Genomic DNA, 12,886 nt, shown 5'->3' on the forward strand with positions numbered 1-12,886 from the left:
GGCTTGCTCGCGAAGGCGGTGTGTCAGTCGACATCAATGTTGAATGATTGACCGCATTCGCGAGCAAGCCCGCTCCCACAGGGGATTTGTGGGGTGTCAGTTGCTGGAGAGTCTGTCCCCGCGGGCAAACTTCCAGGTCCGGATGATTTCCAGGCGATCGATGTCCGACAAATCCCCGGTAAACGGTGAAAACGGCGCCGCCAGCCGCACGATGCGCTGTGCCGCCTGATCCAGCAGCGGTTGCCCGGACGACTCCAGTACCAGCACTTCAAAGAGCGAGCCGTCGCGGTTGATCGACACCATCAGGCGCAAATTGCCGTAGATCTGCTTGCGTCGTGCTTCGTCGGGGTAATTCAGGTTGCCGATGCGCTCGACCTTCTTGCGCCACTCGTCCTTATACCAGGCGCCTTTGTCGCGCATGGTCGACGCGGCGCTCAGGCGGTGGATACGCGGCCGCTTGGCATACAACTGTTGTTCGTTGGCCAGTTCCGCTTCCAGGCTGGCGATGTCGGTGGACAGCTGTTCACTGTCAAACGTCGGCGCGGCGACGGCGGGTTTGGTGACGGGTTTGGGTTCTTCGGTTTTGGCCGGGGCCTTTTTCGGCTTGGGCGCGATGGTGGTCACGGCTGCCTTCGGTGCGGCTTCCTTCACTTCAGGCTTGGCCGCCGGCGGTGGCGTGACTTTCTGCACCTTGTTGTCCTGGAAAGGCGCGACCTCGGTGGTCTTGGGAATTGCCTTTTTATCCAGGGTACCGCTGCCTTCCTGATTCTCTTGAGCGAGGAAATCGGCTTTCTCAGGCTTCTTTTCGCTTTTGAAGGTGGCGAGGGTGATTTCCAGGGTTTTGCTGATTTGCTGGGGTTCGACCATCGTAAAACCGACGCCCAACAGCAAGGCCAGGTGAATCAGCGCCGCGAGAAACAGGGTAAAACCGAGGCGATCAGCCGGGCGCACGCCACGATGGGCGAGTTCAGCAGGTAGATCGGACGGGAGCGTCATGACAAAAAAACCAACATCGCGTTTTTCACAGGCCGCGGATGATAACGCAATGTTGGTCGTTTCTTGGCTGTTCTATATCAACGGGCCTTGAGCTTCTGATCGATGGCATCCATCAACAGGCCGCCGATGTCGGTGCCGAACGCGTTATCGATCTCGCGAATGCAGGTCGGGCTGGTGACGTTGATTTCGGTCAGATGCTCGCCGATCACGTCGAGACCGACGAACAGCAGGCCCTTCTCACGCAGGGTCGGGCCGACTTGGGCGGCGATCCAGCGATCTTTCTCGGTCAGCGGTCGGGCTTCGCCACGGCCGCCGGCGGCGAGGTTGCCACGGGTTTCGCCAGCGGCGGGAATCCGCGCCAGGCAGTAATCCACCGGCTCGCCGTCGATCATCAGGATGCGCTTGTCGCCATCGACGATCGCCGGCAGGTAACCCTGGATCATGATCTGCTGTTTGCCATGCAGGGTCAGTGTCTCGAGGATTACCGACAGGTTCGGGTGGCCGGCGGTGTGACGGAAGATCGAAGAACCGCCCATGCCATCCAGCGGCTTGAGGATCACATCGCCATGGTGATCGGCGAATTCACGCAGTACGTCCGGGCGACGGCTGACGATGGTCGGCGGCGTGCACTGCGGGAACAACGTGGCGAACAGCTTTTCGTTGCAGTCGCGCAGGCTTTGCGGCTTGTTGACCACCAGCACGCCAGCGCGTTCGGCTTGCTCCAGCAGGTAAGTGGAGTAGACGAATTCCATGTCGAACGGCGGATCCTTGCGCATCAGGATCACGTCCAGATCGCTCAGCAGCGCGTCGGTCTCGGCTTCGAGCTCGAACCATTTTTCCGGGTTGGCGAAGACTTTCAACGGACGCATCCGCGCCCGCGCTTCGCCTTCGGCCTGGTACAAATCGCCCTGTTCCATATAGAACAGTTCCCAGCCGCGCTTCTGTGCGGCCAGCAACATGGCCAGCGAGCTATCCTTTTTATAGGAAATGCTGGCAATAGGATCCATGACAATCCCGACGCGAACGCTCATGGGTTTTTCCTCGAATTTGGGTGGTCCGATTGGACACGAAAAAGTGGCGTCAGATTGGCGCTCAGTGTGTTCCCGGTCAAGGAAAAACCACCGCGCCGGTCCCCCGATAGATTGCATTTGGAGACTGTGCTAAAAAGGCTGCCATATCGTTCCGGCCCTTAAACATCAAGGGTTTCGAGCCTCCGGTTATCGGAAATGGACAATTTGATTCGCAAAGGCGACGGCAGAGCATTTATGGAACAGCATTCCAGCGCCTTGAAGGTCATGGTGATCGACGATTCGAAGACGATTCGCCGCACCGCCGAAACGCTGTTGAAGAACGTGGGGTGTGAAGTGATCACCGCCATCGACGGTTTCGATGCCCTGGCCAAGATTGCCGACAATCACCCCGGCATCATCTTTGTCGACATCATGATGCCGCGTCTGGATGGTTATCAGACCTGCGCTTTAATCAAGAACAACAGTGCGTTCAAGTCCACGCCAGTGATTATGCTGTCGTCCAAGGACGGGCTGTTCGACAAGGCCAAGGGGCGCATCGTCGGCTCCGACCAGTTTTTGACCAAGCCTTTCAGCAAGGAAGAACTGCTGAACGCGATCCAGGCCCATGTTCCGGGCTTCGCCGCCGTTTTGCCGCAGTAGGACACGCACAGTGACGCTCGGCCAGCGGGCCCGGGGTCGACAAGAATGGGGAAAACCATGGCACGTATTCTGATCGTCGATGATTCGCCGACCGAAATGTACAAACTGACCGGCATGCTGGAAAAGCACGGTCATGAAGTGTTGAAAGCCGAAAACGGCGCCGACGGCGTGGCCCTGGCCCGTCAGGAAAAACCCGACGCCGTTCTGATGGACATCGTCATGCCTGGCCTCAACGGTTTCCAGGCGACCCGTCAGCTGACCAAAGACCCGGAAACCGGGCACATTCCAGTGATCATCATCACCACCAAGGATCAGGAAACCGACAAGGTCTGGGGCACGCGCCAGGGCGCCAAGGACTACCTGACCAAACCGGTCGACGAAGAGACCCTGATCAAGACCCTGAACAACGTGCTGGCCGGTTGATCGTCCGGCCATGACCGAGTCGTTGACGGCTTTCGAACTGCTGCTGCAGATCGACCAGCGTTGTCGTCTGCTGGCGGCGGACTTGCCGTCCCAGCCGACCCGACAAGACAGTTGGAGCGGCATCGGCTTCCGTCTGGGCGAACACTGGTACGTCGCGCCGATGGGCGAGGTCAGCGAAGTGTTGCACGAGCCTCGGTTCACCCAACTGCCAGGGGTCAGACCCTGGGTCAAGGGCGTGGCCAACCTGCGCGGGCGTCTGTTGCCGATCATCGATTTGTGCGGCTTCTTCGGGCATGAGCTGTCAGCTGTGCGCAAGCAGCGCCGGGTATTGGTGGTGGAGCATAACGACGTGTTTGCCGGGTTGATGGTCGATGAAGTCGTCGGCCTCCAGCACTTTGCCCAGGACAGCCTTGAGGCGGTAGATACCTTGAGCGGCCCGATTGCACCGTTCATCAAAGGCCGGTTTCAGCGTGAGCAGACCTGGCAGGTGTTCAGCCCGTTTGCGTTGGTGCAGTCCCAAAGCTTTATGCACGTAGCGCTGTAACCGCAATGACGCAGATCCAATGTGGGAGCGGGCTTGCTCGCGAAGGCGGCGGGTCAGTCAGCATCAATGTTGAATGAATGACCGCATTCGCGAGCAAGCCCGCTCCCACAGGGGATCTATGGCGGGTTCTAAAGGTGCGATAACAGGCGAGGACCGATGATAAAAGCAAAAACAGGCAAGCCAGAAGGGTCGCGCAGCCGGTCACAGATCATCGCGCTGTTCATCGCGCTGATCGTCTTCATCATGCTGCTGTTCGCCAACTTCGCGTACCTCAACACCCAGGCCACGTACGACAAACAGTACATCGGCCACGCTGGTGAGCTGCGCGTGCTGTCCCAGCGCATTGCCAAGAACGCCACCGAAGCGGCGGCCGGCAAGGCGGCGGCGTTCAAGCTGCTGAGCGATGCGCGCAATGATTTTGCCCAACGCTGGGGCTATCTGAAGAAAGGCGACCCCGCCACCGGCCTGCCGCCGGCGCCGTCCACCGTGCGCCCGGAAATGCGCGCCGTGCAACTGGACTGGGAACGCTTGCTGAAAAACACCGACGCGATCCTCTCCAGCGAACAGACCGTGCTGTCGCTGCATCAAGTCGCCGCGACCCTGGCCGAAACCGTGCCGCAGTTGCAGGTCGAGTACGAAAAAGTCGTCGAAACGCTTCTCCAGCGCGGCGCCCCGGCTGCGCAGGTGGCCATGGCCCAACGCCAGTCGCTGTTGGCTGAGCGGATTCTCGGTGCAGTGAACACCGTGCTGTCCGGTGATGAAAATTCGCAGCAGGCCGCCGACGCCTTCGGTCGCGATGCGGCGCGATTCGGCCAGGTGCTCAACGGCATGCTTCAGGGCAATCCGTCACTGAAAATCAGCCAGGTTGAAGACCGCGATGCTCGCGCGCGGTTGATCGAGATTTCCGAGCTGTTCGAATTCGTCTCGGGTTCGGTGGATGAAATCCTCGAAACCTCGCCGGAGCTGTTCAAGGTCCGTGAATCGGCGACCAATATTTTCACGCTGTCGCAGACCCTGCTCGAGGAAGCCTCGCACCTGGCCGGCGGTTTCGAAAACCTGGCCGGCGGGCGCAACACCGACACCATTGGCGGCTACGTGCTGGGCCTGTTGGCGCTGATGTCGATCATCCTCATTGGTCTGGTGATGGTCCGTGAAACCAACCGTCAGTTGCGCGAAACGGCCGAGAAGAACGAGCGTAACCAGAACGCGATCATGCGTCTGCTCGACGAGATCGAAGACCTGGCGGACGGCGACCTGACCGTGACCGCCTCGGTGACCGAAGACTTCACCGGGACCATCGCCGACTCGATCAACTACTCCGTGGACCAATTGCGCGATCTGGTGGCGACCATCAACCTTACCGCTGGCCAAGTCGCTGCCGCCGTGCAGGAAACCCAGGCCACCGCCATGCACCTGGCCCAGGCTTCGGAGCATCAGGCGCAGCAGATTGCCGAAGCCTCCACCGCGATCAACGACATGGCTGAGTCCATCGATCAGGTCTCGGCCAACGCCGCTGAGTCCTCGGCGGTGGCCGAGCGTTCGGTGGAAATCGCCAACAAGGGCAACGAGGTGGTGCACAACACCATCCACGGCATGGACAATATTCGCGAGCAGATTCAAGACACCGCCAAGCGTATCAAACGCCTCGGCGAGTCTTCTCAGGAAATCGGCGACATTGTCAGCCTGATCGATGACATTGCCGACCAGACCAACATCCTTGCGCTCAACGCAGCGATCCAGGCTTCCATGGCCGGTGATGCCGGGCGCGGTTTTGCGGTGGTCGCCGATGAAGTCCAGCGGCTGGCCGAGCGCTCGTCCGCCGCGACCCGGCAGATCGAAACCCTGGTGCGGGCGATTCAGACCGACACCAACGAAGCGGTGATTTCCATGGAACAGACCACCACCGAAGTGGTGCGTGGCGCGCGTCTGGCGCAGGATGCCGGAGTGGCCCTGGAAGAAATCGAAGGCGTGTCGAAGACCCTCGCCGCGTTGATCCAGAGTATTTCCAACGCCGCGCAGCAACAGACGTCCTCGGCCGGTCAGATTTCCCTGACGATGAACGTGATCCAGCAGATCACCACGCAGACCTCGTCCGGCTCCACCGCCACCGCCGAGAGCATTGGCAACCTGGCGAAAATGGCCAGCCAGCTGCGGCGTTCGGTGTCCGGTTTCACCTTGCCGGCCGCCAAGGCTGAGGCTGCAGATAAAGTGTGAAACGCCTGCGAGCGAATGCATTTTTTGAGTAGAGCAGTGATTTGGAGTGGTTATGGGTGATCGGCACGACTATGTGGCCCTCGAGTGGGTCAAAGGCGAGATTGCCGAAACGCTGAAAGTGGCTCACCAGGCGATTGAAACGTTGCTTGATGACCCGCAGGCGACGCACGCCCTCAGCGAATGCCTGGCGTGCATCCATCAGGTTCACGGCAGTTTGCAGATGGTCGAATTCTACGGCGCGGCGCTGCTCGCCGAAGAGATGGAACATCTGACCAGCGCCTTGCAACAGAACCGCGTCAGTCATCGCGATGAGACGCTCCACCTGTTGCTGCAAGCCCTTGGGCAGCTGCCGATTTACCTCGACCGGGTGCAAGGTGCGCGCCGCGACCTGCCGCTGGTGGTGTTGCCACTGATCAACGATCTGCGCAGCGCCCGTGGCGAAAGCCTGTTGTCGGAAACCAGCCTGTTCAGCCCGCAACTGCCGGACCTGCCGCCCCTGGACGAAAAAGCGCTGGCGCTGCTGGAGCCGGCGGATTTACCGAACATGCTGCGCAAGTGGCGGCAAATGTTGCAGATGGCCCTGGTCGGGTTACTGCGTGAACAGGACGGCGAAACCAATCTCGGTTACCTGACCAAGGTTTTTGCGCGCCTCGAAGGGCTGTGCGGCAACGCGCCCTTGAGCCCGTTGTGGCAAGTCGCCTCGGCGCTGGTCGAAGGCATGCGCGACGGCTCGATTGCCAACAGTCCGGCGTTGCGCAGCCTGTTCAAGGAGGCCGACAAAGAACTCAAGCGCCTGCTCGAACAGGGCATGCCGGGCATCAATCAGCCGGCGCCGCTAGAGTTACTCAAGAGTTTGCTGTTCTACATTGCCAAGGCCGAACATCCCACCGGGCAGATGCTGACCATGAAAGATCGCTACGGACTGGACGACGCGCTGCCTGACAGCGCAATGGTCGACGAAGAACGCGCACGGCTGGCCGGTCCCGACCGCGATGCCATGCGCTCGGTGTTGGCCGCTTTGTGTGAAGAGCTGGTGCGGGTCAAGGAACGCCTTGACCTGTTCGTGCGCAGCGACCGCCAACACACCTCGGACCTCGAAAGCCTGCTGGCACCCTTGCGGCAAATCGCCGACACCCTGGCGGTGCTCGGTTTCGGCCAGCCACGCAAGGTCATCATCGATCAGCTGGCGGTGGTGCTGAGCCTCGCCCAGGGCCAGCGTGAGCCCAACGACGCGATCCTGATGGACGTCGCCGGTGCCTTGCTCTACGTCGAAGCGACGCTGGCCGGCATGGTCGGCACCGTCGAGCCGGAAAGCCAGGAAGACAGCCGCCTGCCGACCACCGACCTGACCCAGATCCATCAGATCGTGATCAAGGAAGCGCGCATCTGCCTGCAACAGGCCAAGGACATGATCGTCGACTACATCGACGCCGACTGGGACCGCCAGCACTTGCAGCCACTGCCGGCCTTGCTGACCCAGGTGCGCGGTGCGCTGGCGATGATTCCGTTGAGCCGTGCGGCGAGCCTGATCGAAACGTGCAACCACTTCATCCGCGAGCACCTGCTGCTGGATCCGGATCACCCCGGCTGGCAGGAGCTGGACAGCCTGGCCGACGTCATCACCAGCATCGAGTATTACCTGGAGCGCCTCAGCGACGACCCCGAAGCGCCGAGCGAACAGTTGCTCGACGTTGCGGAAAAAAGCCTGGCTTCACTCGGCTTTTTCCCCAGCGAGCAGCAGGTGCCGGTGCTTGACGATGTGCTCAGCCCGAGTGAAGCGCAGGTCATGCAGGATCTGCAGGAACTGGACGACCCTGAGACCGTCAAGTCACTGGCCGATGTATTGGCCAGCCCTGTGTCCTCCGTCAATCCGCCCGCCCTGACGATTCCGGGAAGTCTGTTGCCGCCGCCCACCGGTGAAGAGCCGGTGGACGATGAACTGCGGGAAGTGTTCCTCGAAGAAACCGATGAAGTGCTGGAAATCCTCAGGGAGTACCTGCCGCGCTGGACGGCAAACCCCGACGATAAACCTGCCTTGAGTGAATTGCGCCGGGCATTCCACACCTTGAAAGGCAGTGGCCGAATGGTCCGCGCGTTGGTGTTGGGTGAACTGGCCTGGGCGGTGGAAAACCTGCTCAACCGCGTGCTGGAACGCAGCGTTGCGCCGGGGCCGGCGGTGCAACAACTGCTGGGCGATGCAGTGAATCTGCTGCCGGAACTGGTGGCCGAGTTTGCCAGCCATGCTCAGCGCCAGCGCAACGACGTTGACCAATTGGCTGCTCGCGCCCATGCCCTCGCCAAGGGCGATACGCCTGTCAGCGATGAAGATACCCAGGATGTGGCGGCCCTCGATCCGCTGTTGCTGGAGATCTTCCGCAAGGAAGCCGAGACCCATCTCGCCAGCCTCAACCGTTTCCTCGATAAAGCCGCCGAGCACGTGCCATTGCAGGCCAGTGACGAGTTGCAGCGGGCGCTGCACACCCTCAAGGGCAGTGCCTACATGGCGGGCGTATTGCCGATCGCCGAGCTGGCAAAACCGCTGGATCATCTGACCCGGGAGTACAAGGCGCACCTGCTCGCCCTCGACCTGGACGAAGTCGAACTGCTGCTCGAAGCCGAAGGACTGTTCCGTCTCGGCTTGCGACAGCTCAAGACTGATCCGCTGGCGGAGATTCCCGGCGCCCGCTCATTGATCAAACGAACCCAGGCGTTGCTGGCCGAGCGGCTGGAAGCGCTACTGAGTGCACCGAATTCCGGGTTGCGCATCAAGCGTGATCCGCAACTGATCAACAACTTCCTCGCCCAAGGCATGGACATCCTGCTGGACGCCGAGAGCCTGTTGCGGCGCTGGCAGCAACATCCCGGCGAGCGTCAGGAACTCAGCGCATTGCTGGATGAATTGACCACCCTCGGCGAAGGCGCGCACCTGGCGGATCTGCATCCGGTGGATGAACTCTGCGAAGCCTTGCTCGACCTCTACGGTGCGGTGGAAGAAAGCAGCCTGGCGGTCAGCGAGGCGTTTTTTCATGAGGCACAAAGTGCCCATGAAGCGCTGATCAACATGCTCGACGAACTGGCCGCCGGCCAGGAAGTCAGCCCGCAACCGGAACGCATTCGGGCCTTGCGCAGGTTGCTCGATGAGAGCCTGGATCCGTCGGCGATGGGGCTGATTCGCAGCGATGGCAGCCGCACCCTGAGCATCCGGGAACTGGGCGACGCCACCGCCGAACTTGAAAACACACTACCCCCTGTGGGAGCGAGCCTGCTCGCGATGGACGTCAACGATGACGCATCATTGCAGGATAAACGCGGCGCCTATGAATCCATCGCGAGCAGGCTCGCTCCCACAAAGGATCATGAGCTGGACGATGAGATCGTTTCGATCTTCCTCGAAGAGGCGGTGGATATCCTCGAAAGCGCCGGTCAGGCCTTGCAGCGCTGGCTGAGCGACCCGGACAACGCTGCGCCGTTGTTGTCGTTGCAGCGAGATTTGCACACCCTCAAGGGGGGGGCGCGGATGGCCGAGGTCGAGCCGGTCGGTGAACTGGCCCATGAACTGGAAAACCTTTACGAAGGTCTGGTGGACCGCCGTTACGCCTACAGCGAAGCCTTGGCGCACCTGCTGCAACACAGTCATGACCGGCTCGCGCAGCTGCTTGAACAGTTGCAGAACCAGCGGCCCTTGGGTGATCCGGGTGAGGTGATCGAGGCCATTCGCGAGTTTCGCCAGGGCAACGCCAGCGCTGTTGAAACGGTCGAGCCGGCACGGACCGAGGATTCACCGGGCCATGATCCCGAGCTGCTGGAGATCTTCCTCGAGGAAGGTTTCGACATCATCGAAAACTCCGGCGCGGCGCTGGTGCGCTGGCAGGCCGAGCCGTCGAATCGTCAGGAAGTGGAAACCCTGCTGCGTGATTTGCACACCCTCAAGGGGGGCGCGCGGATGGTGGAAATCGCGCCGATCGGCGACCTCGCCCACGAGCTGGAATTCCTCTACGAAGGCCTGTCCGCCGGCGTGTTGCAACCCACCGCCGCGTTGTTCGGCTTGCTGCAAAGCAGCCACGACCGACTGGCGCAGATGCTCGACGCGACCCGTGCCGGTCAGCCTTTGCCGCCCGCCGATCAACTGATCGATGAGATCAAGAATTTCAGTCATCCGGCGGTGCCCGAAACACCGGCACCGGTCCTGGTGCCTGCAACGCCGAAAATCGAGACGCCGGCACCGCAACCCGATGCCGGCGCGGACATGGTCAAGGTCTCGGCAGAACTGCTCGACGATCTGGTCAACCTGGCCGGCGAAACCTCGATTTTTCGTGGCCGGATTGAACAACAGGTCAACGATGCGCGCGTGACCCTGAGCGAGATGGAAACCACCATTGAGCGTATGCGCGACCAGTTGCGTCGTCTCGATACTGAAACCCAGGGGCGGATTCTCAGCCGTCAGCAAGTCGACGCCGAACGCCTGGGCTACGAAGAATTCGATCCGCTGGAAATGGACCGCCACTCGCAGTTGCAGCAACTGTCGCGGGCGCTGTTCGAATCCGCCTCCGACCTGCTCGACCTCAAGGAAACCCTCGACCGACGCAACCAGGACGCGGAAAACCTGCTGCAACAGCAGGGCCGCATCAACACCGAATTGCAGGAAGGCCTGATGCGCACGCGCATGGTGCCGTTCGAGCGGATGCTGCCACGCTTGAAGCGGATCGTCCGCCAGGTCTCCAGCGAACTGGGCAAGGACGTGGACTTCATCGTCGGCAATGCCGAAGGCGAGATGGACCGCAACGTCCTCGAACGCATGGCCGCGCCGTTGGAACACATGCTGCGCAACGCCGTGGATCATGGCCTGGAATCCGCCGAGGTGCGTATCGCCGCGGGTAAACCGGCTCAGGGCCGTATCACCCTCGACCTGTCGCGAGAGGGCGGCGACATCATTTTCGACATCCGCGACGACGGTGCCGGCGTGCCGCTGGACGCGGTGCGGAATAAGGCGATCAAACGCGGGTTGCTGGCCCCGGACAACGACATCAGCGACCGCGATGTCCTGCAATTCATCCTGCAACCAGGGTTCTCCACCGCCGAGAAAATCACCCAGATTTCCGGACGCGGCGTCGGCATGGACGTGGTGCATGAAGAGGTCCGGCAGCTCGGCGGCAGCATGAGCATCGACTCTGTGCCGGGGCAGGGCGTGCACTTTCGCATTCGCCTGCCGTTTACCGTGTCGGTCAACCGGGCGCTGATGGTGCAGTGTTTTGATGATCAGTACGCGATCCCGCTGAACACCATCGACGGCATCGTTCGCGTGCTGCCCAACGAACTTGAAGGGCATTACCGGCTCGATCCGCCGACCTACCAATACGCCGGACAAGACTATGAACTGTGCTACCTCGGCGAACTGCTGAAAACCAGCCATCGCCCGAAACTGCTGGGCCAGAGCCTGCCGTTGCCGGTGTTGCTGGTGCAGTGCAACGAGCGGCACATCGCGGTGCAAGTCGACTCCATGGCCGGCACTCGCGAGATCGTGGTCAAAAGCCTCGGCCCGCAATTTGCGGCGGTGCAGGGTTTATCCGGGGCGACGATTCTCGGCGATGGGCGGGTGGTGCTGATTCTTGATTTGCTGGCGCCGATCCGCGCGATGCAGGCCCGTTTGCCGCAACAGCCAGTGACTCAGGACGCGGAGGTCGAGCCGCATAAACCGCTGCTGGTGCTGGTGGTCGATGACTCGGTCACCGTGCGCAAGGTCACCAGCCGTCTGCTGGAACGCCACGGCATGAACGTGCTGACCGCCAAGGACGGTGTCGACGCCATGCTGCTGCTTGAAGACCACATGCCTGACCTGATGCTGCTGGACATCGAAATGCCGCGCATGGACGGTTTTGAAGTCGCGACCCAGGTCCGCGCCGACGAACGTCTGCAGCACCTGCCGATCATCATGATCACCTCCCGCACCGGGCAAAAACACCGCGACCGCGCCATGGCCATCGGCGTCAACGACTACCTTGGCAAGCCATACCAGGAATCGGTGCTGCTCGACAGCATCCACCTGTGGAGCAAAACCCATGCTTGAGCACCGCACCAGCAACCTCACCGGCCTGCTGCTGCCCTTGGCTGACCGCAACCTGATCTTGCCCAACGTCGCTGTGGCGGAGCTTATCGATTACCAACCCAGCGCCTTCGACCTCGACACACCGCCGTGGTACCTGGGGTTGGTGAAGTGGCGGGATCGACAGATTCCGTTGATCAGTTTCGAGTCGGCCTGTGGGCAGAAAATCGTCATCGGTGAGCGGGCGCGGATTGTCATCCTCAACGCGCTCGGTGGGCGGCCCGATCTGAAATTCATCGCCTTGCTGGTGCAGGGGATTCCGCGGTCTTACAAGCTTGATAGTCAGTTGAGCTATGTGGATGTGCCGTTGTGCTCGCTGGAACAGGCGGCGGTGCAGGTGGGGGAACAAGTGGCCAAGGTGCCGAATTTGCTGGCGTTGGAGGCGTTGCTGGTGAATGCCGGGTTGACCTGACTGGCCCCTTCGCGGGCAAGCCCGCTCCCACATTGGATCTGCGTCGTACACAAACCCCCTGTGGGAGCGGGCTTGCCCGCGAAGGCGGCCTTCAATTCACCACAGCCCTGACTGCTAAGCGCTGGCCTGAGCCTTCAGTTGAGATTCCTCATGATGATCCAGCGCCCGCTCCACCAACAACTGCACCCCCTCCGCCATGCGGCTGAGCGCCAAGGCTACAGAGCGGCGTGAGCCTTCCACATCGTCCGCCAGATCGGCCGCAATGGCGCTGATGGACAGCAGGTCTTCGGAGGCATTGGTCAGAAGGGCTTCGGTGTCGATATCGGGGGAGACGGTGAAGAGGTGATGTTTGCGGCGCTTGCCCGGTTTTTCAGGGGGTGGGAAATAGTAGGAAAAGACGCGGTCGGCGGCTTCCTTGAGTTTTTCGGCTTCGAGGGAGGCTTCGGAACCGGTGTCGGTTTCCGGGGGATTGGGAGTTGGCTTGAACATAGTGAAGCTCCATTTAATGAGTTTCAGCTGCTCCATCG

The 12,886-nt window shown here is 61.1% G+C and carries 9 protein-coding genes; 6 read left to right on the plus strand and 3 right to left on the minus strand.

From position 1 onward, the window contains the following. Positions 1-96: 96 nt before the first annotated feature. Both KGB03_RS21605 and gshB read right to left on the minus strand, forming a co-directional pair. Positions 97-996, minus strand: a complete 900-nt coding sequence (locus KGB03_RS21605; protein WP_192409139.1) for an energy transducer TonB — start codon at positions 994-996, stop codon at positions 97-99. Positions 997-1,073: 77 nt separating this feature from the next. Continuing rightward, entirely contained in the window at positions 1,074-2,027 is a 954-nt protein-coding gene (gshB, locus tag KGB03_RS21610; RefSeq protein ID WP_008152603.1) for a glutathione synthase, read from the minus strand. A gap of 234 nt (positions 2,028-2,261) precedes the next feature. Between gshB and pilG the strand changes: the two genes are divergently transcribed. The 6 genes from pilG to KGB03_RS21640 all read left to right on the plus strand — a co-directional run bounded on the left by pilG (position 2,262) and on the right by KGB03_RS21640 (position 12,359). Further along, the gene (gene pilG, locus KGB03_RS21615) at positions 2,262-2,666 is read left to right on the plus strand and encodes a twitching motility response regulator PilG (RefSeq protein WP_008152601.1); all 405 of its coding nucleotides are present in this window, start codon (positions 2,262-2,264) and stop codon (positions 2,664-2,666) included. Between the two features lie 57 nt (positions 2,667-2,723). Further along, a complete protein-coding gene (gene pilH, locus KGB03_RS21620; protein ID WP_008068134.1) occupies positions 2,724-3,089 on the plus strand; it encodes a twitching motility response regulator PilH in 366 nt (121 codons plus the stop codon). Positions 3,090-3,099: 10 nt separating this feature from the next. Further along, positions 3,100-3,633, plus strand: coding sequence for a chemotaxis protein CheW (locus tag KGB03_RS21625; protein WP_223528849.1), 534 nt, complete (start codon positions 3,100-3,102; stop codon positions 3,631-3,633). Positions 3,634-3,789: 156 nt separating this feature from the next. Then, complete coding sequence (locus KGB03_RS21630; protein WP_223528851.1) at positions 3,790-5,847, plus strand: methyl-accepting chemotaxis protein; 2,058 nt, start codon at positions 3,790-3,792, stop codon at positions 5,845-5,847. 52 nt (positions 5,848-5,899) lie between these two features. Beyond that, positions 5,900-11,911: an Hpt domain-containing protein gene (locus tag KGB03_RS21635; protein ID WP_223528854.1), complete on the plus strand. Its 6,012-nt coding sequence runs from the start codon at positions 5,900-5,902 to the stop codon at positions 11,909-11,911. Beyond that, positions 11,904-12,359, plus strand: a complete 456-nt coding sequence (locus KGB03_RS21640) for a chemotaxis protein CheW (RefSeq protein ID WP_111448464.1) — start codon at positions 11,904-11,906, stop codon at positions 12,357-12,359. The genes KGB03_RS21635 and KGB03_RS21640 overlap by 8 nt, the downstream gene beginning before the upstream one ends. Positions 12,360-12,473: 114 nt before the next feature. On the opposite strand, the gene KGB03_RS21645 is transcribed toward KGB03_RS21640, so the two are convergent. Continuing rightward, a complete protein-coding gene (locus tag KGB03_RS21645; protein WP_218536703.1) occupies positions 12,474-12,848 on the minus strand; it encodes a DUF6124 family protein in 375 nt (124 codons plus the stop codon). Positions 12,849-12,886 lie beyond the last annotated feature (38 nt).

This window comes from Pseudomonas sp. BF-B-26, from assembly GCF_019956495.1.
Lineage (GTDB): Bacteria > Pseudomonadota > Gammaproteobacteria > Pseudomonadales > Pseudomonadaceae > Aquipseudomonas.